This is a genomic window from Ruegeria sp. AB9, from assembly GCF_056542585.1.
Window position 1 is genome coordinate 24179 of sequence record NZ_JBQGAA010000020.1, and the last position, 22554, is coordinate 46732.

At 58.0% G+C, this 22554-nt stretch carries 27 protein-coding genes and 1 pseudogene; 18 read left to right on the plus strand and 10 right to left on the minus strand.

All coding sequences use genetic code 11. The features are described 5' to 3' along the window. Positions 1–12: 12 nt before the first annotated feature. The 9 genes from ACR0K5_RS23010 to ACR0K5_RS23050 form a co-directional block, all read right to left on the minus strand. Positions 13–564, minus strand: coding sequence for a carboxymuconolactone decarboxylase family protein (locus ACR0K5_RS23010; RefSeq protein WP_480631874.1), 552 nt, complete (start codon positions 562–564; stop codon positions 13–15). Next, a complete protein-coding gene (locus tag ACR0K5_RS23015) occupies positions 561–1469 on the minus strand; it encodes a branched-chain amino acid ABC transporter permease (RefSeq protein WP_480631875.1) in 909 nt (302 codons plus the stop codon). Before ACR0K5_RS23015 ends, ACR0K5_RS23010 begins: the two co-directional genes overlap by 4 nt. Next, the gene (locus tag ACR0K5_RS23020; protein ID WP_480631876.1) at positions 1466–2326 is read right to left on the minus strand and encodes a branched-chain amino acid ABC transporter permease; all 861 of its coding nucleotides are present in this window, start codon (positions 2324–2326) and stop codon (positions 1466–1468) included. The genes ACR0K5_RS23015 and ACR0K5_RS23020 overlap by 4 nt, the downstream gene beginning before the upstream one ends. Further along, positions 2326–3075, minus strand: a complete 750-nt coding sequence (locus ACR0K5_RS23025) for an ABC transporter ATP-binding protein (RefSeq protein WP_480631877.1) — start codon at positions 3073–3075, stop codon at positions 2326–2328. The genes ACR0K5_RS23020 and ACR0K5_RS23025 overlap by 1 nt, the downstream gene beginning before the upstream one ends. After that, positions 3075–3830 carry an ABC transporter ATP-binding protein gene (locus tag ACR0K5_RS23030; RefSeq protein ID WP_480631878.1) on the minus strand — a complete coding sequence of 252 codons (756 nt, stop codon included), beginning with the start codon at positions 3828–3830 and terminating at the stop codon, positions 3075–3077. The genes ACR0K5_RS23025 and ACR0K5_RS23030 overlap by 1 nt, the downstream gene beginning before the upstream one ends. After that, a complete protein-coding gene (locus ACR0K5_RS23035; RefSeq protein WP_480631879.1) occupies positions 3824–5371 on the minus strand; it encodes a sulfatase-like hydrolase/transferase in 1548 nt (515 codons plus the stop codon). Before ACR0K5_RS23035 ends, ACR0K5_RS23030 begins: the two co-directional genes overlap by 7 nt. A 16-nt stretch (positions 5372–5387) precedes the next feature. Further along, positions 5388–6005 carry a TetR/AcrR family transcriptional regulator gene (locus ACR0K5_RS23040; protein WP_480631880.1) on the minus strand — a complete coding sequence of 206 codons (618 nt, stop codon included), beginning with the start codon at positions 6003–6005 and terminating at the stop codon, positions 5388–5390. A gap of 295 nt (positions 6006–6300) precedes the next feature. Then, on the minus strand, positions 6301–6546 hold the full coding sequence (locus ACR0K5_RS23045) for a DUF433 domain-containing protein (RefSeq protein WP_480631881.1): 246 nt from the start codon (positions 6544–6546) through the stop codon (positions 6301–6303). Positions 6547–6678: 132 nt separating this feature from the next. Beyond that, complete coding sequence (locus tag ACR0K5_RS23050; RefSeq protein WP_480631882.1) at positions 6679–7251, minus strand: hypothetical protein; 573 nt, start codon at positions 7249–7251, stop codon at positions 6679–6681. On the opposite strand from ACR0K5_RS23050, the gene ACR0K5_RS23055 reads away from it, so the two are divergent. The 18 genes from ACR0K5_RS23055 (at position 7225) to ACR0K5_RS23140 (ending at position 22299) form a co-directional block, all read left to right on the plus strand. Next, the gene (locus ACR0K5_RS23055) at positions 7225–7425 is read left to right on the plus strand and encodes a hypothetical protein (protein ID WP_480631883.1); all 201 of its coding nucleotides are present in this window, start codon (positions 7225–7227) and stop codon (positions 7423–7425) included. The genes ACR0K5_RS23050 and ACR0K5_RS23055 overlap by 27 nt on opposite strands. A gap of 132 nt (positions 7426–7557) precedes the next feature. Next, entirely contained in the window at positions 7558–7848 is a 291-nt protein-coding gene (locus ACR0K5_RS23060) for a hypothetical protein (RefSeq protein ID WP_480631884.1), read from the plus strand. 365 nt (positions 7849–8213) lie between these two features. After that, complete coding sequence (locus tag ACR0K5_RS23065) at positions 8214–8531, plus strand: MbcA/ParS/Xre antitoxin family protein (protein WP_480631885.1); 318 nt, start codon at positions 8214–8216, stop codon at positions 8529–8531. Between the two features lie 224 nt (positions 8532–8755). Beyond that, positions 8756–9214 carry an RES family NAD+ phosphorylase gene (locus ACR0K5_RS23070; protein WP_480631886.1) on the plus strand — a complete coding sequence of 153 codons (459 nt, stop codon included), beginning with the start codon at positions 8756–8758 and terminating at the stop codon, positions 9212–9214. An 18-nt stretch (positions 9215–9232) separates the two neighbouring features. Continuing rightward, positions 9233–9547 (plus strand): hypothetical protein, encoded by a 315-nt coding sequence (locus ACR0K5_RS23075; protein ID WP_480631887.1) that lies wholly within the window; start codon positions 9233–9235, stop codon positions 9545–9547. Continuing rightward, on the plus strand, positions 9544–10980 hold the full coding sequence (locus ACR0K5_RS23080) for a DUF1173 family protein (protein ID WP_480631888.1): 1437 nt from the start codon (positions 9544–9546) through the stop codon (positions 10978–10980). The genes ACR0K5_RS23075 and ACR0K5_RS23080 overlap by 4 nt, the downstream gene beginning before the upstream one ends. Positions 10981–11168: 188 nt before the next feature. Further along, the gene (locus tag ACR0K5_RS23085) at positions 11169–11624 is read left to right on the plus strand and encodes a lytic transglycosylase domain-containing protein (RefSeq protein WP_480631889.1); all 456 of its coding nucleotides are present in this window, start codon (positions 11169–11171) and stop codon (positions 11622–11624) included. 29 nt (positions 11625–11653) lie between these two features. Then, positions 11654–11956, plus strand: a complete 303-nt coding sequence (locus ACR0K5_RS23090) for a TrbC/VirB2 family protein (RefSeq protein WP_480631890.1) — start codon at positions 11654–11656, stop codon at positions 11954–11956. Further along, positions 11956–12246, plus strand: coding sequence for a VirB3 family type IV secretion system protein (locus ACR0K5_RS23095; RefSeq protein WP_480631891.1), 291 nt, complete (start codon positions 11956–11958; stop codon positions 12244–12246). The genes ACR0K5_RS23090 and ACR0K5_RS23095 overlap by 1 nt, the downstream gene beginning before the upstream one ends. Before the next feature lies 1 nt (position 12247). Then, positions 12248–14689 carry a VirB4 family type IV secretion/conjugal transfer ATPase gene (locus ACR0K5_RS23100; RefSeq protein ID WP_480631892.1) on the plus strand — a complete coding sequence of 814 codons (2442 nt, stop codon included), beginning with the start codon at positions 12248–12250 and terminating at the stop codon, positions 14687–14689. Continuing rightward, a complete protein-coding gene (locus tag ACR0K5_RS23105) occupies positions 14686–14865 on the plus strand; it encodes a hypothetical protein (RefSeq protein WP_480631893.1) in 180 nt (59 codons plus the stop codon). Before ACR0K5_RS23100 ends, ACR0K5_RS23105 begins: the two co-directional genes overlap by 4 nt. 24 nt (positions 14866–14889) lie before the next feature. Then, positions 14890–15648, plus strand: a complete 759-nt coding sequence (locus tag ACR0K5_RS23110; protein ID WP_480631894.1) for a type IV secretion system protein — start codon at positions 14890–14892, stop codon at positions 15646–15648. Beyond that, positions 15648–16034 (plus strand): hypothetical protein, encoded by a 387-nt coding sequence (locus ACR0K5_RS23115; RefSeq protein ID WP_480631895.1) that lies wholly within the window; start codon positions 15648–15650, stop codon positions 16032–16034. Before ACR0K5_RS23110 ends, ACR0K5_RS23115 begins: the two co-directional genes overlap by 1 nt. Continuing rightward, positions 16031–17110 carry a type IV secretion system protein gene (locus ACR0K5_RS23120; RefSeq protein ID WP_480631896.1) on the plus strand — a complete coding sequence of 360 codons (1080 nt, stop codon included), beginning with the start codon at positions 16031–16033 and terminating at the stop codon, positions 17108–17110. The genes ACR0K5_RS23115 and ACR0K5_RS23120 overlap by 4 nt, the downstream gene beginning before the upstream one ends. A gap of 61 nt (positions 17111–17171) precedes the next feature. Continuing rightward, positions 17172–17909, plus strand: coding sequence for a VirB8 family type IV secretion system protein (locus ACR0K5_RS23125; RefSeq protein ID WP_480631897.1), 738 nt, complete (start codon positions 17172–17174; stop codon positions 17907–17909). Further along, complete coding sequence (locus tag ACR0K5_RS23130) at positions 17909–18730, plus strand: TrbG/VirB9 family P-type conjugative transfer protein (protein ID WP_480631898.1); 822 nt, start codon at positions 17909–17911, stop codon at positions 18728–18730. Before ACR0K5_RS23125 ends, ACR0K5_RS23130 begins: the two co-directional genes overlap by 1 nt. Then, positions 18730–20019, plus strand: a complete 1290-nt coding sequence (locus ACR0K5_RS23135; RefSeq protein WP_480631899.1) for a TrbI/VirB10 family protein — start codon at positions 18730–18732, stop codon at positions 20017–20019. The genes ACR0K5_RS23130 and ACR0K5_RS23135 overlap by 1 nt, the downstream gene beginning before the upstream one ends. Positions 20020–20118: 99 nt before the next feature. Beyond that, positions 20119–22299 (plus strand): type IV secretory system conjugative DNA transfer family protein, encoded by a 2181-nt coding sequence (locus ACR0K5_RS23140; protein WP_480631900.1) that lies wholly within the window; start codon positions 20119–20121, stop codon positions 22297–22299. A 27-nt stretch (positions 22300–22326) separates the two neighbouring features. On the opposite strand, the pseudogene ACR0K5_RS23145 reads toward ACR0K5_RS23140, so the two are convergent. Next, positions 22327–22458: pseudogene (locus tag ACR0K5_RS23145) on the minus strand (hypothetical protein); the annotation flags it as partial. Positions 22459–22554: the final 96 nt, after the last annotated feature.

Below are 22554 nucleotides of genomic sequence, written 5' to 3' on the forward strand. Positions count from 1 at the left end.
TCCTCTGAGTGGTCATGGGCTGGCGGGGACCTCCTCGACCCCTTGTTCCAGCGTCAGTTGCAATGCGTCGTTGAAACGGTTGAACGCGCCGCACAGCGCGATGCGCCAGGTCAGTTCGACGATTTGTGCATCGGTGAAATGGGCGCGCAGGTCGGTGACCTCGGCGTCACGCATCCGGTTGGCACGGATGGTGACAGCCACGGCATAGCGCACCACCATCCTGTCGACCGCGTCCAGTTCGGGATGATCGTCCACATCCGGCAATCGAGCGATGCCCTCGGGGCTGAGGCCCGAGACCTCTAGCATCGGCGCATGGTGCGAGACGCAATAGGTGCATTCGTTCAGTTTTGAGACCGCCACCAGCGCCAGTTCCAGCGCCCGGCGCGGCAGCACCGCCTCATCCCGCAGGTCCAGCAACATGCCGAACAGGTGTTTCAGGATCACCGGACGGTGCGCCATCGCCCCGACCAGATTGCCGAACGGGCCATAGCGGCTCATCTCGTCAAAAACGGCGCGGGCCTCTTCCGAAAGGGCGTCAGCCGAGAGGGGAGAAATCCGGCTCATGACAGCTCTCCGTCTTTTGCCTGCAGGCGGTATTCACGCATGAAACCCTGCGGGCGGTAGATCAACAGAAGGATGAGGCCCACGCCGATCAGGATCAGGCGCAGCGATGCGGCCTGTCCTGCGTCCAGAAACGGCATGAGGTCTTTCAGGAAGCGGGTGCCCTCCAGCAGCACCATCACCGATACCGCACCGATCATCAGGCCGGTATTCGACCCGCGCCCGCCCGCGATCACGGCCATGAAAGCGTAGGCGGTGACGAAAGCGCCGAATTGCGTCGGGTCGATATAGCTGAAGTAAAAGCTGTGCAGGCTGCCCGCCGCGCCGATGATGGCCCCGCCTGCGGCAAAGGCGCGGACGCGGAACGACAGCGTGGTTTTGCCCAGCGTCGCGGCGACCAGATCATCCTCGCGCAACGCCCGCAGGACGCGCCCGAAGGGTGAGACCGTCAGCAGTTGTGCAAAGACAAAGCATAAGGCAAAGACCACGACCGAGATGGCTAGGAACATCAGCTCATAGCTCAGGCCCGAGGCGATACCGGACAGGGGCCGTGGGATACCCGGCAAGCCGTTGGCGCCGCCTGTCAACCAGGTCTCGTTCAGCAGGAACAGACGGACCGCCTCGGCAAAGGCCAGCGTGACAATGGCCAGATAATCTTCGCGTAATCGAGCCGAGACCAGCGCCACCAGCGCCGACAGGATCACGGTCACGATCACCGCCAGCGCGGCGGCGATCAACGCGGGCACCCCGGCCAGCGCCGACAGGCCCGCGACATAGGCGGCAACAGCGAAGAAGCCAAAGATGCCGAAATTGACCATCCCGGCCTGACCCCATTGCAGGTTCAGCGCCAGCCCGATCAGGGCCGAGATGATGACGAAGATGAGAATTGCGGTAAGATAGCCGATCATCTGCTGATCCTCGCTTTGCCAAACAGTCCGTGCGGGCGCAGCAACAGCACCAGGACGATAATCAGGAAGGCCACTGCCTGACGGTAGGTGGTGGGCAGGATCAGGGTTGATAATTCTTCAGCCACACCGATCAGCAGCGCGCCGACGACGGCCCCCAGAGGGTTGCCGATGCCGCCCAGAATGACCGCGGCAAAGACCGGTAGTATATAGTTCCAGCCCATCAACGGATCGACCACGCCGTCCATGCCCACCAGCACTCCGGCAAAGCCCGCCAACACGCCCGAGATCGCCCAGACCGCCGCGATGACATAGTTGCGGTTGATGCCACGCACGCCCGCCAGATCGGGGTTGTCCGACACCGCCCGCATGGCGCGGCCCAGCGGGGTGCGCATCAGGATGAACCACACCGCGACCATGGCCAGCAGGGCCACGATAACGATGGTAATCTGCTCGTTATTGACGCGCATCCCCATCCAGCGATGCGGGCGCGCCACGGCAATGTCATAGCCGCGAATGTCCGACCCCCACAGGAACCGCACCACATTCTCCAGCACGAAATAGACCCCCATCGACGCCACCAGCAGCGTCACGTGGTCCGAATTTCGCAGCGGCTTATAGACCAGCCGATCCGTCAGCAGCGCGACCGAGGCCAGCCCGACCGCCCCAAGCCCGGCAGCCAGCAGCAGTGGTGCGCCGATATCGACGTTGAAAAACAGCGCGATATAGGCGCCCATCGTGATCATCGACCCGATGGCGAAATTTGGAAAGTTTAGCACGCCGTAGGTCAGCGATAGCGCGATGGCGGGCAGGGCCACCAAAAGCCCCGAGACCACGCCGTTCAGCAGGATTTGCAACATCAGACGGTCTCCGCCGCTGCGGCATCCGCCGTGCCCATATAGAGCGCGTGGATATCCGGATGGTTGAGGAAATCGGGGGCGGGCATCTGCGCCCGGACCTGACCCGACACAAGCACGATGGCGGTTTCCGAGATCACCATCGCCTCTTTCACATTCTGTTCGATCATCAGGATCGACACGCCCGCATCGTTCACGGCGTTCACAGCCTGGAACATCTCGGCCACGTATTTCGGGCTGAGGCCGGCACTGGGTTCATCCAGCAACAGCAACGAGGGGTCGGGCATCAGCGCACAGCCAAAGGCCAGCATCTGCCGTTGGCCCCCGGACAGGTTGCCCGCCATGTCGCCCTCACGGTGAGCAAGGTCAGGGAAGATGTCGAACACCCGCGCGCGCGCGGCTTGCAGGCCCTTGGTGTTCTTGGCGATGAACTCATAGGCCAGCGTCATATTCTCGCCGATGGACATGTTGCGAAATACGTTGTGTTCCTGTGGCACATACCCCAACCCGGCGCGAGCCTTGGACGGCGCGTTCAGCTTGGTCACGTCGGCCCCGTTCAGCGTGATTGTCCCGCCGCGCGGGGTCAGTAGGCCGACCAGTGATTTGATCAGTGTGGACTTGCCCGCCCCGTTGGGGCCTACGATGGTCGAGATCGCACCCTCGGACACAGTGAACCCCGCGCCCTTGATGATGTCGCCACCGCTGCCGTATCCGGCGCGCAGGGCATCGACTGTCAGGATCGGATCACTCATCACACCATGCTCCCCAGATAGGCTTCCAGCACGCGCGGGTCGGTGGTGACCTGCGCGAACGAGCCATGCATCATCTCGCGCCCTTCGGTCATCACGTAGACGCTGTCGCACAGGCGCTCGATCATCTCCATGTCATGTTCGACGATGGCGAAGGTGACGCCCTCGGCCTTCAGCGACAGGATGAAATCGGCCAGGACGCCCTCCATCGTCGGTGCAACACCCGCGGCGGGTTCGTCCAGCAGGATGACCTTGGGCGACAGCATCATGGCGCGCAGCACTTCCAGCAGCTTTTTCTGACCGCCAGACAGGTTCGCCGCCGACTGATCAGCCAGCCGCCACAGATCGACGCGCTCCAGCAAGGCGCGGGCCTGTTCGATGGCTTTCTCTTCCTCGGCGTGGATGCGGGCGCGGGAAAACAGCGAGGCGGCGATGCCTTCGCCCAATTGTCCGGGGCGTGCCAGCAGCAGGTTTTCCAGAATGGTCAGCGCGCCCAGATCGCGGCTGATCTGAAAGGTACGCACCAGCCCCTGTTCGGCCAGCTTGTGCGGCGGCAGGCCGGTGATGTCGGCGCCGTCCAGCGTGACCTGCCCGCTGTCGGGGCGGAACGCGCCGCCAATGGTGTTGAACAGCGTGGTCTTGCCCGCCCCGTTGGGGCCGACGATCCCAGTCACCTGTCCGGTGGGTATGTCAATTTGCCCGACATTCAGAGCTCTAAAGGCCCCGAATTTCTTGGTCAGGTTCGAGATCTTCAGCATACGTCTCCTCCCGTGTTCCAGATTTTCTGCGCCTTGCCGTCGGTTGCATAGGTCAACCAGTAATCCGACAGTTGCTTGGGTGTGTGTTTGATGCGATGGCTCAGCAGCGCCTGTGCACAGGCGGCCAGCTGGGCAGCATGGGACGGGTCATCGGCCAGATTTTCGTGGCAGCAAGGATCCGCGTTCAGATCGTACAGCAGCGCCGGTTGCGCCGGGAAATGGATATAGAGCCAGTCCTGTGACATCAGTGCAGTGAAGCAGCAGTCATCTACGTGGTCCGGAAGCAGATGTCCCAGATCGGGGTTCAGGCGGAGCTCGCGGAAATCTGTTTCCCACACTGTATGCCAACGCCAGTTCTTGGGCGGGCTGCCCCGCAGGAACGGTGTCAGGGCATGACCGTCGCAATGCGGTGCTGGCTGGCCTACAGCCTCGGCAATGGTGGGCAGGATGTCGATGGTTTCGGTGAAGGCGTGGCTTTCCGTTCCATGGCTGGCCGGATGGCGCGGGTCGCGGATCATCAGCGGCACGTGAAACAGGCCCGGAAACGGTCCGCGTCGTCCGTAAATCCAGTTGTCGCCTAACTGATCTGCATGGTCCGAGGTAAAGATGATCAGCGTTTCGTCATATTGCCCGCTGGCCTTGAGATCTGCGATCAGGGTTCCGAACTTCTGATCCACCTCAGCCATATTGCCGTAATAGGCGGCGCGCATCGCGCGGTCGCGGTCGTCGGTTACCTGATCGGCTGTGAGGTCGGCGCGGAAATAGCGCTTGGCTCCGTAAGCGGCGATGGATGCGGCCAGAAACGGGTGGCTCTCGGCCACTTGCGCGATGGCATGCGGTCGCGTCGGGACCGAAAGGTCCGCTGGGTCAAACAGGCAGTTGAATGGCTCGGGCGCTACCATCGGCGGATGCGGGCGCAGGCAGTTGAGGTTCACGAACCATGGCTGCGCTCCCGTCTCTGCAATGTAATCCCGTGCCGCGCCGAACATGAAGGCTGTGTCGCTGAACTCCGCCGGGTATTGACAGGGTGCATCCGGCTGGAACGGATCATAGCCACCCTTGGGCAGAAAGATGCTTTCGGGATCGTCGCCCAGTTCAATCTCGATCCCGTGCCCCTGCAGCCAGTCGCGCCACGCGGCAAAGCCATCATGATAGAAGAACCCGGCGTGCGTCTCGAAGCCTGGACAGACCCACGGCTGTAACTGAGCAGCATTGTCGGGGTCGTTAGGGGTGTCGGTATAGCCAAACAGAACCGGAGCACGGCCGCTGTCCGCCACCAGATGCGCAAGGGTCGGAACGCTGGAAGGCAGCGGAGTTTCGTTGCTGACCTGCCGGTGGTTCATCAGGTACAGCCCGGTCAGCAGCGAGGCCCGCGACGGCCCGCAGGGCGCGGCCTGCGCGTGGTGCCGCCGGAACGACATTGCCTCGGCTGCGAAGGCGTCCAGATGCGGCGTCTTCACATCTGGATGCCCCCATGCGGCAATAGAATCCCCACGCCACTGGTCGACAATGACCAGCAGCACGTTCCGAATTACTGTCATTTTGCTCCTGTTTTCTCTAGCTTGTGTCCTCGGCCATGGCCTGGATCGCATGTCTGAAAGCATTCTTGAGAGACGCTATCATCTCGGTTTCGAATTGCGGGCTGTGATAGACCAGTGACTGCACCTTGAGCCCGCGTAGAGCGCAGAGCACCAGATTGATGCAGTCGCGAATGGCCTCTTCTTCCCAACCTTGGGCTGCGAAAGTGTCGTGCAGAATAGTGTAATAGCTGTTGAACAGATCGCGCAGTCCCTGGGCCACGGGTTCGGCCAGTTCCGGGTCGTTGCGCGCCGCCAGGGTCAGCTCTAGCGAGGGCAGAACGACGTCATCGGCAAACATGTTTTCCCAGGCGCCGTCGACAAACGCGTCAACGTTGAATTCACCTTCCTTGAGCTCAGCCACCAGACCGCGCAGACGTTCCGGCACTTCTCGCCAGAGGTCGATTGCGGCATCCAGCAATAGCGCATTGCGGTTTGGGTAGTGATGGAACATCGCACCGCGTGATACACCGGCCTGACGGCAGATCTCGGGCGTCCCGGCATTGCGGAACCCTTTCTCCATCAGCGTCAGCAGTGTAGCGCGCCGCAGCCGGGCACGCATGTCTTCGCTTTTCTGTTGTTGTTTGCTTTGGGTCATGGGCTTTCGAATCATCCTCAGGGTCGAGGTTGATTTACGTTAAGGCACTGCAAACGTCCTGGTCAAATAAAAAACAGGCGTGTATGTTTTTATTTTAAACTGATCTACGCCTAATTACTGCTTTCATATTTTTGTAATGTGTAGAACGGCTTAAGCTCGGGTGCTTCAATTTGTGATTTTAGCTCGCATACAATCGCTCGATGGGCTTTAGGCGAGAGGAGTTCTCGTTTGCCGCCGTTCGCAGATCAAGTGTGAAGGTCTGCTTAGCGTGCTTCGCTACTGCAGCAAAAAACACCTAGAACTGGAAAATGAAGTTCGCTTCGAATGCTTCGCGAGGGATTTCAGGATAATCCTCGACCAACTCTTCGGGTGTTTCCCCACCAGACACGCGACCGAGGACCGACCTGCAGGTGATCCTGGTTCCCGCGATGACAGGCTCGCCACCCAACACTTCTGGATCTGACGAAAGATGCTCCTCTTTCGCGCGAAGATAGCGAAGAGCTTTAATCCACTCTGTGCCTGTAACATCATTGAGTGTCAAAGAAAGTCCAGCTGAGAGGTGCACAACTCCAAGATACTCGTCGTGAGTGTGTATAAGGAACCTCCAAATACGTGTCTGACGTCAGCGCCAATGGGACAGTTTAGGTTGATTTGATAAGAGAGGGTTTCTGGCTCATCGTAACCGCCAAGGAGTGGAGATGAGAAAGAAACCGGAACCAAGCAGAGCTACGGTGAGAAGGTCGTCAAAGACCACCATCCCTCCTAGTAGAGTCCAAATCGGACCAGATGCCCTGACGGCCCCGGAAAACGACATTGGTAACTCGCGAACAGAAAAGTAAGCGAATAGCCAAAATGCTGTCATCGCCAAACCCAATATCTCGATGCGGTCATGTCGCCGGATGGTGGAGACTGCACCAGTCGCCCTTCTGAGCGGGATCTGTTCGCGAACTTTGAAGAGGGTTCTGAAGAACAGCCGCGGCGGAGTGCCCGCCGGGTATGGGAGTCCGCCGAGTTCTATATGACATTCAACAAGGACAAGATGGGGAACGCACGGAACCCGCCATTTCACTGGACGCCGGAACGCGCTGGCGTTCAGATCGACGAGAACCCAGATGATAAAGAGACGTTTATCCATCTCAAAAGCACGTAGCACGCTGAAACCGAAGATGTGCACATTGCTTTGCGCCCGGATTTTATCGGCATTCTTCGTGAGAATTCGGTGAGTTGGAAATCGATCATCGTTCATGAGCGCGAGGCTCAGGTCATGATGGCCGATGGAACGATGATCCGCATTGACCTGTTCGGCTCAGTAGTGCGCTGCTCTGAAGATGATGAAACCGAGGTTAGCCTCTTCGCTGAGGTCAGAAAGTGGACCGGCGAGCTGGTTTCTTACATGTCGCCCTGGGGGATGACTTTGTAACGACAATCAGTGATCAACAGGTTCGAGTTAGCGAATGATCGTTTCGGCAACCACGGAGCGGACCGATGGAAAGCCGTTATCCCAATTGCGACAACTGCTTGGGCGAACTATCTTGAAGGCTGGGGGTGTAAGATGCCTGATACTATTTCAGACGATTTGCTTGCTAATATACGTGAGGAAATCGAAAAAGACATGGTTGGTCTTCAAATCATGGAATTCCGCGCGGAGCCTGATCACGACCATGATGGGGATCCTATTCTTAGGCTCCAGATTGTCTACGATGAGGCAGGAGAAGAGCCTCGCCCATCTCGTGTATCGGCGCTGGCGCGACACATCCGGCCTTGGTTGGAAACGCGACTGCCAAGCACGTTCCCTGTTTTCCGCTTCTTGACAACAGGCGATCTCGCTGATGACGCCCGCTGATCTGATCGCTATTGCGCGCAGAACATTGGGCAATTCTGGCAAGCTCCGCCCTCGCCAGTCTGACCTGAAGCGCGCGGTCAGTTCACCATGGTGATTGGGTTGAGAAAATCTTGACTTCGGAAATCAATGTCTATATATAGACAATATGTCTAATACAAGACATGAGGTCGGATATGCAGATCGTACAACCACTTGACTCAGGAACTCCCGCACCTGTCTTCCGCCAAATCAAGCCAGAAGACCGCTCTCGCTTGAGCGGCCCTGGGTTGCGTACCTTTCGCAACATCGCTGATTTCTGGGGACTGAGTGAGGCGGAGCGCATTGCGGCTCTCGGCTACCCTGGCCGGTCCACATATCACTCATGGATGAAAAAGGCCGTCAGCGGTGAGAATATTTCGCTCCCGTTTGACACCCTTATCCGGATTTCAGCAATCCTTGGTATTCATAAAGGCCTGTCAATTTTGTTCCATGAGGAGGCGCAAGCGCTTCAGTGGCTGACATCTCCGCACCGTGGAACTGATTTTGCGGGGCGGTCTCCGCTCAGCCTGATCGTTGAAAACGGTCAGGACGGCATGATGATTGTGCGGCGATACATTGATGCCTGGAGAGGTGGTTCGATGGGCCATGGCGCACCAGAAGGATCATTCGAGCCTGTTACCGAGGAAGACATCGTTTTCGTATGACATGGAAGTTAGAAAGCTATGCGACATGCCGGCCGCCGTCGACATGCCGCATTATCCCGTCAAGGTTTCCTCCAATCGCAACTTTTGAAACTGTCTCCAGCCCCGATGATCTGAAGGCCGTATTCGAATTGGAAGGCTGGACAAACGACAGAATGGTTGCGGCCCGAATTTCTCGGCTGGATCGGGACTTGTGGGTTTACGGGTCTCCCAATGCAAGCATCGTGATGTCTTCGTTCCTGCATGGATCTCCGCAAGGTATGCGCTTCACAGGCCCTGAGCTGGGTGCCTGGTATGCATCGACGGAGTTGATGACTGCCGTGCTAGAAGTTGCCAACGGCCTTCGGAAGGAACTCTCTTTGTCCGGCCTGGGAAGCAAGCGAGAGACATATCGTGAGTACACTGCAAACATGAACGGTGAATTCATCGACATCTTCGATCTCCACCCCGAATTCCATGATCCCGACGATGACACTTATCCTGAACCACAGAGTTTTGGGGCTCATGTCAGATCAAATGGCGGTGGTCACGGAGCGATTGGCATCCGATACCAAAGCGTCAGGCGTCCTGGTCACGAAAATTGGGTGTGCTTTGTGCCGCCAGCGATCTTGGATGTCACGCAGGCGCGGCACTTTGATATCGATGTCAGACCCACCGGAAAGGTGGTTGTTCAAGAACTGACTTGAGTGAGCCATCAACTCAGAATGCGCCACGGAATCAAATCAGAAACACGTAATCCGTTTTATGGTAAATATTCTGACCTATTCCCCGACAACGGTCTCATGCCGTCACACGGCAACCTCCGAGATGACTTCTCTTCGATGCATGTGGTGCTACACCGAAGAGAGAATGTGGCCAAGACCGGTATCAGACGCACCAACCACATTTCCGCAATCTGCAATCCATCAGATGTTACGCACCACAAGCTACTCAATCCAACCTATTCAAACCAATTTAAAACCCTTCCCGATCACGGATTTGTCAGCACGCCTCAGCGCAGTCTGGGGGCACCAGAATGACCCTGTTTCTGAACGGCACTCCCTTGGTGGTCGACAGCGAAGAGGGACAACGTGCCCTGACAGCGGCGCATAGCGCCAGAACGCGCGTTGAATGCGGGTGCTGCAAACCTTCACCTGAGATGTATATCGCGGCCACGGTGGGCAAGTTCATCGTCAAACGGATGCCCGGAACCGGGCCGGATCACGCGATTGACTGCCCGTCCTTTCTGCCGCCTGAAGAACTCTCGGGCCTGGCACAGGTGCAGGCGTCGGCCATTACCGAAGATCCTGATGATGGCACAACCACGCTCAAACTGGGTTTCCCGCTGCGCAAGAACAGCAAAAGCCGCACCGCGCCGGAACAGCGCGGTGCAAAGCCAACCGAGGTCAAAGTTGCCCCGCGCAAGCTCACGATTACAAGCGTTCTACACTTCCTCTGGCATGAGGCCGATCTGGGCAAGTGGTATCCCAGAATGGGAGGTAAGCGGTATTGGGGCGTGATCCACCATGCTCTGCGCCGGGCTGCGGCGGCGAAGATCGTCAAGGGTCAGGAGCTGGCCCGCATTCTCTATGTGCCGGAATACTTCAAGCCTGAGAAAAAGGCTGAGATTGCAGCCAGACGAAACCGGCTTTTTGCAAACCTGCGGCCAGCTCGTCGCAGCGCAACCCCGTTTGGCCTGGTCGTCGCAGAATACAAGGGCAAAGAAATCACCCCTCACGGGGCGCGGTTCATTTTCAAACACGCCCCCGATTGCGCGTTTTTTGCCGATAAGGACCTGTCCAAGAAATTCGACAAAGTGTTCGGGGAACAGCTGCTGCTTCTTGAAGCGATGAGGTCCGGCCATGCCATCGTGATCGCCAGCTTTTCTATCGCAAAAGCGGGTTATCCGATTCTGCATGAAATCGGCTTGATGCTTGTGACGGACACCTGGATCCCGTTTGAAGGCCTGCGCGAACTGGACGTGCTGAAAGCGCTGACCGAACAGAGCCGCGCGTTTCAAAAGCAATTGCGGTTCAACCTGCCGGTGGACGCACCGATCGCATCGGCTGTGCTGCTGGATACGACAGTTCCGATTGCCGTCTTTGTTGCAGACAATCCCGACGATGCCGGGGCGCTGGCACTTCTCACCAAAGCCTCTGAAGAAGGCCGGTATCCGAGCTGGTGCTGGTTTGATGATGGGCCGATGAGCCCGTTCCCGGATCGTAGCGCGTCCCCCTTCAACCATAACTCACGACCACCGGAGGGGGGCGCGAGTGAGAACGCGAACAATGAAGGCGCCGATTGCTTGGGAAAAAGCGATCCCTATCACTTTGATAGATTCCCTCTCCGCCAACAGGACGATATCGCGACGGAGAGGGATGCCGATCAAACTGAATTTGGGATGGGGTTCAACCAGCAAACTCCCTCTACTTCAACCTCCCCAATGTCACAAAAGAACAGTCGGTCAACATGAAGAACGTGTTCAATCCGTTGCTAATTAGCCTCCCTTTGGTTGCGGCAGTCCCATCATTTTCCCACGCGCAAAATGATGAGGCCGCAATCTGCACGGGTCGCGATGGCCCGATTTTGAGTGGAGGGCGCTTGCTGTGTGTGACCGCCCCCGCCCGCACCTGCCTGGAACCGTCATTCCGGGCAGGTGCAATGGTATGCCTCAGATATGAGGACGGAAGCAATCCGGAACAGGTCGTTTCGAAGAATGTAACCCCGCGCCCCAAAGGCGAATGGGCCGCTGAGGCGGAACGTGCCGCCAAACGCCACGGTGTTCCGGTGCCGCTGTTTCATGCGCTTGTGCATCAGGAAAGCCGCTGGAATACCAATGCGGTCAGCCCCAAAGGTGCGTTGGGATTGGCGCAGCTGATGCCGCCCACCGCTGCCGCGCTTGGTATCGATCCGCATGACCCGGTGCAAAACCTCGATGGCGGCGCGCGGTATCTGAAGGCCATGTTTCTGAAATTCGGCTCATGGCGGTTGGCCCTGGCTGCGTACAACGCCGGGCCCAAAGCCGTCGAACGCTATGAGGGCGTCCCGCCCTACACGGAAACCACCCGCTATGTCGCAACCGTTCTCGAAGGAGCCGGGCTCCCGCCCGACGCCTGAACACCCCCCATCCAAGGAGACTATTTTTTATGAACCGTAACCCTCAAAACGTGACATTGCTGACATTGATGGCGTTCATGGCCTTCAGCGGCCCGGCCATGGCTCAGTCATTGTTTGACGCCCCGGTGTCCATTCTGACCCAGATCCGGACATTTGTGACGGGCGCCAATGGTATTCTGCTTGGCGGGGCGGCGATCGCGCTTGCCGGTATCTCGGCCGCCAGCCCACGTGTGCCGGTCACATGGGGCCATTTCTTCGTGATCCTCGTCGTGCTGGGTATTTTCTACGGTGCGTTTGGTATTGCCGAAGCCATTCAGGGCTTTGCGACCTGATGAGCGACGACAACCGCATATTCCAGGCGATCACCCGGCCTTCTGAGAGGGCCGGGATGCCTATGACGTTTCACATTGTGGCGCTCAGCATTCCCCTGATGACGTTCATCGTGACGCAGGGCTTTTTGGGCTTCTGGGGATTGCTGGCCATCTTCCCGTCCTATGGCGCTGCCCGCTGGATCGTCAGCGTCGATCCGTATCTGCCGGATCACGTTGCGACCATGGCCGACTGCAAACTGTTCACCAAAAACAAGCCCTACTGGGGCGGCAATTCTTACGCCGGAGACTGACATGAACATGCACCCCGAGATTCAAAAGGTTATGCCTTCCGCGCGCCGCGCCGCTCGAGAGGTGCCTGCGACCACGCATATCCCGTTTGTGCGCTTCCTGTCGGATGGGACATTCACCACCCGCAACGGTGATCTGGTGGCGGTGTTGGAACTCACCGGGTTCATCCACGAAACCGCTGACCGAGCGGCAACCAAGGCCGCTAATGATACGCTCGCCCGTCTTGCGTCCAGTTTTGAAGACAACCGAACGGCCTTCTACAGCCATATCATCCGGACAAAAATTCAACTGGCGGAAACGCTGCCGCCTGTGAGCGAGCCCGCATTTTCTGCCGAACTGGACAAGCACTATCGGGACCAACTGGACCAGAATGAGTCCTATCAACTGCGCCATTTCCTGACGATCGTCCGACGCCCTTACACCAGCGGCAAGCGCCTGCTGGATGCGGGGTTGCGGTCTCTGCGCTCTGCAACAACAGATCCTGCAACAGGTGCAGCCCGCGAAAAGAACCGCAAGGCCCTTCATGTTGCCGCTGAACAGGCGATGCGTGACTTGTCGGTGTTCGGCGCGCGCAGGCTCATGGGAACAGAGGCGGATCGCAGCCGCACGCTGTCCTTCCTCTCGATGCTGCAAAGCGGGATTTGGCAAGCGGCCCCGTCCGTCTGGACCCATCTGGCAGATGCTGTGCCCAACGGGCGTATCACCTTCCGCAAAGACCATGTTCACAGCCTGTCACCGGGTGGGGACAAGGATCGGTTTGCGGCTGTCCTTGCAGTCAACGCCTATCCCGAACGCTCGAAATACTACATGTTCGATGAACTGTTGGGGGAGCGCTGCGAGTTTATCGCCACCCAATGCTACGCGCCGATGGATCGCGTGTCGGGCGGCACAAAAATCCGTGACGCCAAACGGGGCATGGAAGATGCGGGCGATGAAGCCGAAACCCTACAGAAAGACTTGAAAGAGGCGCGCGACGCGGTTGCCTCCCGTGCCATGTCCATTGGGCGGCATCACTTCACGGTTTCTGTTCTGGGTGACACGCGCGAGGAGATGGAAGACGCCGCCACGCGGGTGAACTCCTGTCTGACGGGCGCAGATCTGCGTACGCGGCGCGAAGACTTTGGCTTAGAGGCGGCCTGGTGGGCGCAGCTACCTGGCAACTTTGCCTATCAGACCCGAAGCAAAAAGCGCTTTGTCTCTGACAAGAACTTTGCCGATTTCTCCAACCTGCATTCCTGGCCGACCGGATCGCGGGAAAGGCTGCGCTGGGGCGGGCCTGTGGCGGCGTTCCGGACGCTGGGCGGCACGCCTTATTGGTTCTCCTTCCACCGCGAAGGCTCTGACACATCCAAAGGACCAGGAACCACGGCCATTTTTGGGGCAACGGGAGAAGGCAAAACCCTGCTGGCCAACTTCCTCTTGTCCAGCTGCTACCGCCTGCCCGAACACCCTCACCTGATCGCCTTTGACAAAGACCGGGGATCGGAAACCTTCATTCGAGCCATTGGCGGCACTTACCTTCAACTGAAGTCCGGCATGAACCTCGGGTTCAACCCGTTTGCTGTTGCCACCGATGAGGTTGGGATCGAATGGCTGGAGGGTTTCATTCAACGCCTGACGGGTGCCGACAAGCTCACCCCGGAACAAGAGCGTCGGATTGCAACAGGTCTGCGCCGCCTTGCATCGGGTGATCCCGCCCTGCGTACATTTTTGGATTTTGCCGACACGCTGCGCTCTGTTGACGATGCTGACGCGCCGGTCCAGCTGCTCGATGCGCTCAGCAAGTGGCATGGGTCCGGTAGTCGCGCATGGCTGTTCGATAACCTTCAGGACAGCTTCAGCCTCGATCAAGCTGTTACCGGCTTTGACATGACGGCGCTGCTCAAAGCCTCCGATATCCGCCTGCCTCTGCTGGATTACCTGTTTTACCGGATCGAGCGCAAACTGGCGCAGGGCAAGCCACTGATCATCATGGTTGATGAAGCCTGGGCGCTGTTTGACGATCCCCGGTTTGGTCCCCGTATTCAGGACTGGATCAAAACCATCCGTAAGCTGGATGGCATTCTGGTGTTCATGACGCAGGAAACCTCGGATGCGGCCAAATCCTCTATCTCGGACACGCTGATCCAGTCGACGGAAAACCGCATCTTCTTTGCGAACCCGAAGGCCGACCGCGCGACCTATGTTGATGCGTTCCGGCTGACTGAGGCCGAGTTCAACGCGATTTCATCGATGCCACCCAAATCCCGTCTGGTGCTGATCAATGACGGAGACGGGTCAGCTGTGGTTTCAACGCGGCTTGAGCTTCCCGAGCAATTCTACCGGGTGTTGTCAGCGACAGGCGACAGCGTTGCCGAGATGGACCAGCTGCGCGCCGCGCACGGCGAGAATGGCTGGCTCGACGCCTTCATGACCCTCAAAGCCCCACAGGAGACCCCCCAATGATCCGCAAGTTTGTTTTCGTTACCTTTAGCCTGCCGCTTCTCGGAGCCTGCACCATTACCGGTGATGCTCTCGATCCGCCGCGTGAGCTGAAAGCCAATTGCAATATCGCTGATGCCGATCCGGTTCCGCAAACCGGCCTTGCCACCACCCTGCCACTCAGCATCGGTAAAATCTGAACCCTCTCCTGAAAGGACAAGACAATGAAGCGCATTCTGAAAACCACAGCTGCGGTTGTTGCACTTACACTGGCCGGATTTGTCGGAACCACCGACACAGCCAAAGCACAGGGTGTTCCAACCTTCAGTGCAGCAGAGCATGCGGAGCTGATCGCTCTGCTCAATTCCAGCGGCGAAATGGTTGGTCTGAACACTGAGATTCTGGATAACGCCCTGTTGCAGCTGAACGAGCTTCAGGAACAGTTGCGCCAGGCACGAGCGACGCACAATGCCATCACTGGTGCCCGTGAAACGATCGGCAACCTGTTCAGTGGCGACATAACCCCACGCAAGCTGTCCTCGTCCCTTTCCACGCTCTCTATGACCGGCAATTCGGTGAACCGCCGCCTTAGCAATCACATGGAAGAACTGAAGGTCGATTTCCAGCCGCTAAGCGGGCTGCAGGCGTTGGGACGTTCGGCAGAAGATCCGGCCACAAGGTCACATGATTTGGTCTCCGGATCGAGCATGGCCGGCCTCGCCGTTGCCGAGGAAGGCTTTGCCGGGGCCGGGGAAGCGATGGAGCGGTATGACGGCTATCGTGAGCAGATTTCCGCGACCGATGATCTGAAAGCTAGCATCGATCTGAATACACGCATAGCGATTGAGAACGGTATGATGCTCGCCACTTTGTTGCAGACTCTCTCCGCACAAGGTCAGCTGGACGCCGCAATCGTAAACCAGCGCCTGCGCGGTCAGGATATCGTTGCGCGCCAGGCCTACCGACCTGAAGGATCAAACTGATGCGCTTCCCCACTTACACCTTCCTTATCGCAGCAACCGTTGTCACCACACTGGCGGCGGGCCAGCCAGCGCTTGCACTAACGGCTGATGAGAAGCGGGAGAAATTTCGTCTCGGAAAAGCAAAGACGGTGTCTTTAGAACGCCGATCTGCCGAAGTCAGATTTGCCTACGCGGAAAAATGCGAAGCGGCTTTTGCTGCCGGTGAGCCGATGCCGGAGCGGGATGTGCGTGTCACTGATGCGGTGGAGATCGACCAGGATTTGATGGGGATGAGTTTGGAAGAGATTTCCGACCAATTCGCGCTTGCGTCGGACGCATTCTACGAAGCCGACCGAGCTGTGAACGGCTGCATCCGTAAATTCAGAAAAAGGAATGATGGATCATGAGTATCAGAGACTTCCTTGTTGGTACGGATGAGAGCTTTGACAATATCATCAATGGTGGGTCGCAGCAGGTGTTCCAGGCCCTTGCGACCCCCAGCGCAGAGTTTTTAACGATACTCGCCGGGGCTGCACTGGCAGTCTGGGCGGTCACAGCAGCGTTCCGGGGAAGCTTTTCGCTGGACGGCTTTATCACCTTTGTGTTTCGATTTACGTTTTTCTATCTGGCGGTCTCCGGTGGTGTCCTCTGGACGCAGTTTATTTATCCTTTCATCACCGGGTTCCCGGTGGCTGTCGGCAATACGATCATCACCCATTTTGGTGGAGGCGGAAATGCTGGCGGCGTGGCCACTGCCTTTGCCGATTTGGCTGACACTGCCTTCAGAAACATCGTGACGGCACTAGGGTCATACGGGGTGACGGATTACATCGCGGGCGATGCTCTAGGGGTACTCTTGTTTGCTTTGCTTGCCGCACTCTTCATTCTCCTGATGATCGTTATAGCCCTCGCTTTGCTCGTTTCGTCCAAAGTCTTGTTGGCCATACTACTTGCCATTTTCCCCGTGCTTGCTGTTTGGGCCTATCTCCGAAGCTCGGCCGAAATCTTCAATGGTTGGGTGCGCGGTGTAACCATGCTGGTTCTGTTCCAGATCCTGCTCTTTGGTGTCATGGGCATTGCGATTGCTGCAACCCAAGGCACTGCTGACGCTGTGACGGCAGGTGTTCGATCTGAAACAGACATACCGCTGGAAATGTTCAAATTGGCCGGAATGAGCGGGATTACAGCAGGACTTCTCCTGATCTGCCCGATGATCGCACAGCGGATCGGCGGCGCAGCTCTCAACCTCGGTGAATCGCAGATCAAAGGCGCTGGCCAGGCCGGTATGAAACTTCTAGGCGGCCAGCTGACAGGTGCCAACTCCGGCGGCAACAACTTGGGCGACGTCTCCAATCAGCGCGCAAGTGCAGCGAATGAAGCCGACAAACCATCGGGAACAGAAGCCAACAATCAGCGCATTCGCGACTCCGTGAGGCGTGGGGCCGAACGTATGGCCGAAGAAGCCCGAAGCCGACGAACCTGACCTGAAGTTTCCCCAAAAAACCGCTGGCGGGCTGGCCCCGCAACAGACGAGGAGTCACCAGATGCGACATGCAGCAGCAGATTTGAGGCCCGATCCGCTCAATCCTGACGGGCAGTATCAGAGCTCTCCCCTGCCCGATACCACCACCATTCACGACGGTCACGACCGTTGGGAAGATGAGATGTATCTCTCGATGCGGCGCAGGACAAAGGTGGCCTATATCGTCGCTGGGGTTGGCGCGTTGATCGGCGTGATGGGCGTTGCGGCCGTCATGGGTCTCGCCCCGCTCAAACAGGTCGTGCCAATCACTATGACGGTCGACAAGCATACCGGACTGGTCAACGTGGAGTCCCGTCTGGGTGATCTGACGCTGGATGATGACGAGTATGTCACGCAGGCGTTGTTGTTCCAGTACGCCCGCGACCGGGAAACCTATGATGCGCACGATCAGCGCGACCGGCTAACAGATGTGTATCGGCGGACCTGTGGCGGGGCCGCAGAGGATCTGGCGGCGCTCTATGACGAGGACAATCCCAATAGCCCCATGAACATATATGGCAGCTATGGCCGCGTCGATGTTCGCATTCGGTCTGTCACACTGAACAACGGAATCTCAGCCACGCTGCGCATCACGAAAAGCGCTCGGGCGCAACAAGGCGCACCCGTCACAATGCGGAATTTCGTGGTGACGATGGGCTACGAGTTCGACCGCACCGGAAACATGACACTGGAAGAACGTTGGAACAACCCAACCGGCTTTTGCGTCACCAATTATCGACTGGATGAGGAGGCGCGATAATGCTGCGTTTGATCTGCACTGTGGCTGTGATGCTGGCGCTTGGCGTGGCCGCTGTCTCAGCTGAACAAAAAGGACGGGGAACCCGCACAGACGCGCGCGTGCGCACCCTCGTGTATCACCCTGACGAGGTTTACAAGATCGATGTTTCGCGGGGCTATGCTCTCAGCATTCACCTCGAAGCCGGTGAACAGATGGTCGATGAGGTCCGGGGCGATCCCAAGACCTGGGATTTTATCCCTCTGACCGCTGGCAACGGCTTTGTCCTGAAGGCCAAACATGCCACGTCGCAGGCGAGCAACCTCATTCTGCAAACCAACCTGCGCAGCTATGTGTTTCTCCTTCAGGCGCATGAAGCCGGGCCACCGGATAATGTCGGGTTTCTCTATCGGTTCAGCTATCCGGATCAGAAAAAGGGATTCAAACCGCGACAGGCAGGAAACATCCAGACGGCATTCAACACCACTGGTCGGCCTGCCAATCTGCAATACAGTGCAAGCGGTGACAGGCTGTTGCGGCCGGAAGTGGCCTTTGATGATGGGCGCAAGACGTATCTGCGCCTAAAACAGCAAAGCGTGCGGCCCGCCGTCTTTGCCATGGATGCAAAAGGGCGCGAACGTCTGGTCAACTCAACGGATCTGGCCGATGGCACCATTGTCGTGACCGGCGTATATCCGCGCCTGGTCCTGCGCGACGGACCTTATGTGGTCTGCGTGTTCAACATCCCTCTCTATGAAATCGACCAGAACCGCGACCCGAACAAACCCTGGCGGTCCCAGTCCGGCTCAAGCCGCACCGCAAGCCTGCATGGGGAGAACCGCTGATGTCTGAGCAAAACAAACTGCTTAAAAACCGCATCGAAGGCTCTGAGGAAGAAACACGCGGCCCAAACCTGCCCATGATCCTCGGCATCGGTGCATTCGTCGCCTTTGTTGGCCTGTTCTTGTGGATCAACAGCGGCGGGAATGACAGCGACCGACGCGGCAGCATCATTCCCGAAGTCAACGAGACACCGGACCAGCGCAATCAAGGGGGCACCCTATTTGGAGCCGTGCCAACGGAACCTTTGCCCCAAGTCGAACAAGAGCCAGACCCACGCGTTGCCTTGCTTGAGGCTGAGCTAGCCGAACTGCGCGAGTTAATTAAAGCGGCGCAGGAAGAGGAGCCTGTGACGGAGCCAAACCCGCAAGCGCCCGACCCGGATCTAGACGCAGCCGCTCTCGCAGCGCTCGAAGAACGCACCGAACGGCAAGAAAAGGCCCTTGAGGCGTTCCTGAAGAAACTGGAAGAGGATCGGCTGGCCGATGAACGGCGGCAACGGGAACTGCTCGCGCGGATTCAGGCCAACCGGCCGATTACAGAACCGGGCAAAGCTTCTGAACCGGCACAGGAAGGCGATGCGGCACAGGCTGCGGTTCAGGCTGAAGAAGACCGGTTGACCCAGCCTCTGACCAATAGCCTTGGGCGCAGTGCTCCTGGAGCGGGTGCTGGCGGTAATGCGAATAACAGCACGGGCAACGATTTCCTCGATGCGGCCGCGTCTCGTACCGTTCAGACTGCGCGGGCGGTTCAGTTGCAGGATGTGCATCGACTGGTGACGCAAGGAACCATGATTCCGGCCATTCTGGATACAGCAATATCGTCCGATCTTCCTGGTGAACTGAAAGCCACCATTAGCCGGGATGTGTGGTCATCAGATGCAACCACGATCCTGATACCCAAAGGGTCAACGCTGATTGGCGAATACTCGTCAGATATCTCCCTTGGTCAGCGCCGGGTCCTAGTGGCCTGGAACCGGGTGATCACAACAGACAAACGCTCGGTCATGATCGGATCGCGCGGCGTCGACGGGCTCGGCCGCGCCGGTCTGACGGGCAATGTGCAGCACCATTTCGGCCTCAAGTTTGAAGCGGCATTCTTCATCTCAATCTTCTCGGGGATTTCCAGCTTCGGAAATCGCACTCTGAGCGAGAACGATCTGTCCACCGGAACCGATGGCTTTGCGAATTCCGGTCAGGACGCCTTTGAGGAATATCTGTCGATCCCGCCGACGATCTGGGTGAATCAGGGCGAGAACATCAACGTGTTCGTATCGCGAGACCTCTATATGTGACGCCTTGAGCATCATTCCAGGCGGGGCGCAACACGGTTGTGCCCCGCAGCGTTTTCGAGCTTTCCACCCCTTAACACTCTTGTCCTGAAGGAGAATGCCATGAGCACCATACAGGCAAAGACCCACCTTCCGTACACGATAGCAGCTGGCCTCATCAGCATCCCGCTCTGGGCCGCGCTTCTGATAGCCTGGAAGGTGAATGGCGACATTGAAACATGGCGGCCCTGGCTCCTGCTCAGCCAGCGCAATAGTCTGCACCAAAAGGATTGGGACCTGGTGCTTTGGGGTGGCATCACCCTCGGGCTGATGACCGGCGCGGGCCTTGCCTATCTCTTTGGCGGGATGGTGTTTGGGGTGACGGCGACTGATGCGCATGGGGATGCGCGATGGGCCACGGCGAAAGAGATCCGCGCCGCACGTCTCATCAGCGATTGGGGGTTGGTGCTGGGTAAGCTGGGCAAACCTGAGAAAAAAGCGCCACACCTGCGCGCCCATACAGATGATCAAGGCACGGTCCTGGTCTCGGGTCCGCCGCGATCCGGTAAAGGTGTCGGTATCGTTGTCCCCACCCTGCTCGACTACCCCGGTTCGCTCATCGTCTATGATGTCAAAGGCGAGCTTTTTGAAACCACGTCGCGGCGGCGATTGGAAAAAGGCGACAAGGTGCGGGTGCTATCGCCTTTCGACGTTCAGTTTCCGAACAATCCGGACGGTTCCCTTGTCGGCCGGTCGCACAGCTTCAACCCGCTGGTTGAGATTGCGGCAATGGAAGACCTGGAAGACCGGCTTGTGCGGATTTCGGAAATCAGTGCCGCGCTTTTGGCACCCAAAAGTTCAACAGGCGCTGAGGCGTCGTTGATGGAAGATGCACAGGAAATCTTTGAGGCCGCCGCGGCCATTATCTGTAACGAACCCGAACCGTCGCTCGGGCGCGTCCTGCAGGTGTTGACGCCGGAAGTGGCGGGCGATGATGAGATACCGGATTACAAAGGCATGTTCGCCGCCCTTGCGCCGCGCGCGCCTGATCCGGTTTCGAAAGGGGCAATGCTGCGCATGGCGGGCCAGGACAATAAGCAGCTGGGGATCTACCTGTCGGTTTTGATGGGTGGTGGTCTGAATGCATGGCGCAACCCCGCGATCGTGCGCGCGACAAAGAACAATGATTTCGATTTTGAATCGATGCGTTGGAAACCGCAGACCTGTTACATCTCGATTCCTGAAGCGCATAAGCAGGTGTCGCGGCCTTTGGTGCGTCTGTTCATCCAGTGCGCCATCAACGCGCTGCGTCGTCGCCTTATGGCCTCGGGTGAGGATTTCCTGCCGGTCCTGTTTCTGATCGATGAGTTTCATTCGCTGGGAAAGATGCAAGGCGTCCTCGATGCTGTGACCACCCTGCCCGGCTATGGTGGCCGGCTGTGCCTGATTGTGCAGTCGCCGGCATCGCTGCGTGAACACTATGGGCCAGCTGGTGAGGAAATTCTGACAGAGAGTTCGCATCTGCATGTGTGGCTGACCCCCAATTCAGAGGAGACAAAGCAAAAGCTGTCCAAGGCCCTTGGCAACAAGACGGTGACGCAGAAATCCGTCTCGGGGCGCAACTGGTCGAAAGAACCCGGCCGGTCGGAAAGCTGGTCAGAGAAAAGCCGGGCGCTTCTGACACCTGAAGAAATCGGTCGGTTGGGCAAGGAAGAGGTCATTGTCACCGGCAAGGGCATGTTCCCGATCCGGACAAATCGGGTGTCCTATTACAAAGACCATCGGTTCAAAGCGCTGAACAACCGTCAAAAGGGCAAGCCCTGGCCGGATGTGCCTGTGGCCAAGGATGGGATTGTGACGCGGTTTGATGAGTTCCTGAAGGATGCCGGTTCTTCAAAATCGGCTGAGGTCGAAGAACCGGACCCTGAGCCTGTCGCCAAACCGCCCTTGTCACAGCGTGCGGCTGTAACTGGCCCAAGTGCTTTTGATCCACCTGAATATGAAGGGCATCTTGATCATGGCGTGGCCGGATACGGTTACTTCGAAGATCCGCGCGAGACAGCCGAGGACGAGGAAACAGCCGAGGACCGCCAACTAACGCAAGCAATCGAAACGGTGAAGGCACCCAGCTTTGCGGACAACCTCGGCAACCTCTTGAACCTGGCACCGATCAGCGCAGACAGCGAGCCCGAACTTTCCGATCTGGCACATCGGCTCTCACCTGACGAACTAGTCAACCGGTTGATGCCACTGTTCAGCGGTAAAAACGTGACGATCAGTGGTCATTCGCTGCAGGGGGCATGAACTGGCAAGAAGCGGACAAAGCAAACCTCAGTATTCTTTGCAGGCAACAAGTTGTTTTCTTAGTGCTTCCTCGTCCTGCAACCCCCAGAACTCGGCCAGCCTGCCATCTTTGACCTTGTAGATACTAATTATCTTGAATTCGACGCGATTACCGCTGGCTGGAAACCCTAGGTTCTGGACCCATTAATTTGGTTGCCGTCATCTCGGCTGCGTGATTCAAACCCTTGAGTTTCAGGGGTATAACATGAGTAATCT

Bases quoted from the DNA above. Each gene is read 5' to 3' on its own strand.
- ACR0K5_RS23010 (WP_480631874.1), bottom strand. From the start codon at position 564: ATGAGCCGGATTTCTCCCCTCTCGGCTGACGCCCTTTCGGAAGAGGCC.
- ACR0K5_RS23015 (WP_480631875.1), bottom strand. From the start codon at position 1,469: ATGATCGGCTATCTTACCGCAATTCTCATCTTCGTCATCATCTCGGCC.
- ACR0K5_RS23020 (WP_480631876.1), bottom strand. From the start codon at position 2,326: ATGTTGCAAATCCTGCTGAACGGCGTGGTCTCGGGGCTTTTGGTGGCC.
- ACR0K5_RS23025 (WP_480631877.1), bottom strand. From the start codon at position 3,075: ATGAGTGATCCGATCCTGACAGTCGATGCCCTGCGCGCCGGATACGGC.
- ACR0K5_RS23030 (WP_480631878.1), bottom strand. From the start codon at position 3,830: ATGCTGAAGATCTCGAACCTGACCAAGAAATTCGGGGCCTTTAGAGCT.
- ACR0K5_RS23035 (WP_480631879.1), bottom strand. From the start codon at position 5,371: ATGACAGTAATTCGGAACGTGCTGCTGGTCATTGTCGACCAGTGGCGT.
- ACR0K5_RS23040 (WP_480631880.1), bottom strand. From the start codon at position 6,005: ATGACCCAAAGCAAACAACAACAGAAAAGCGAAGACATGCGTGCCCGG.
- ACR0K5_RS23050 (WP_480631882.1), bottom strand. From the start codon at position 7,251: ATGAACGATGATCGATTTCCAACTCACCGAATTCTCACGAAGAATGCC.
- ACR0K5_RS23060 (WP_480631884.1), top strand. From the start codon at position 7,558: ATGCCTGATACTATTTCAGACGATTTGCTTGCTAATATACGTGAGGAA.
- ACR0K5_RS23065 (WP_480631885.1), top strand. From the start codon at position 8,214: ATGAAAAAGGCCGTCAGCGGTGAGAATATTTCGCTCCCGTTTGACACC.
- ACR0K5_RS23070 (WP_480631886.1), top strand. From the start codon at position 8,756: ATGTCTTCGTTCCTGCATGGATCTCCGCAAGGTATGCGCTTCACAGGC.
- ACR0K5_RS23075 (WP_480631887.1), top strand. From the start codon at position 9,233: ATGCGCCACGGAATCAAATCAGAAACACGTAATCCGTTTTATGGTAAA.
- ACR0K5_RS23080 (WP_480631888.1), top strand. From the start codon at position 9,544: ATGACCCTGTTTCTGAACGGCACTCCCTTGGTGGTCGACAGCGAAGAG.
- ACR0K5_RS23085 (WP_480631889.1), top strand. From the start codon at position 11,169: ATGGTATGCCTCAGATATGAGGACGGAAGCAATCCGGAACAGGTCGTT.
- ACR0K5_RS23090 (WP_480631890.1), top strand. From the start codon at position 11,654: ATGAACCGTAACCCTCAAAACGTGACATTGCTGACATTGATGGCGTTC.
- ACR0K5_RS23095 (WP_480631891.1), top strand. From the start codon at position 11,956: ATGAGCGACGACAACCGCATATTCCAGGCGATCACCCGGCCTTCTGAG.
- ACR0K5_RS23100 (WP_480631892.1), top strand. From the start codon at position 12,248: ATGAACATGCACCCCGAGATTCAAAAGGTTATGCCTTCCGCGCGCCGC.
- ACR0K5_RS23105 (WP_480631893.1), top strand. From the start codon at position 14,686: ATGATCCGCAAGTTTGTTTTCGTTACCTTTAGCCTGCCGCTTCTCGGA.
- ACR0K5_RS23110 (WP_480631894.1), top strand. From the start codon at position 14,890: ATGAAGCGCATTCTGAAAACCACAGCTGCGGTTGTTGCACTTACACTG.
- ACR0K5_RS23115 (WP_480631895.1), top strand. From the start codon at position 15,648: ATGCGCTTCCCCACTTACACCTTCCTTATCGCAGCAACCGTTGTCACC.
- ACR0K5_RS23120 (WP_480631896.1), top strand. From the start codon at position 16,031: ATGAGTATCAGAGACTTCCTTGTTGGTACGGATGAGAGCTTTGACAAT.
- ACR0K5_RS23125 (WP_480631897.1), top strand. From the start codon at position 17,172: ATGCGACATGCAGCAGCAGATTTGAGGCCCGATCCGCTCAATCCTGAC.
- ACR0K5_RS23130 (WP_480631898.1), top strand. From the start codon at position 17,909: ATGCTGCGTTTGATCTGCACTGTGGCTGTGATGCTGGCGCTTGGCGTG.
- ACR0K5_RS23135 (WP_480631899.1), top strand. From the start codon at position 18,730: ATGTCTGAGCAAAACAAACTGCTTAAAAACCGCATCGAAGGCTCTGAG.
- ACR0K5_RS23140 (WP_480631900.1), top strand. From the start codon at position 20,119: ATGAGCACCATACAGGCAAAGACCCACCTTCCGTACACGATAGCAGCT.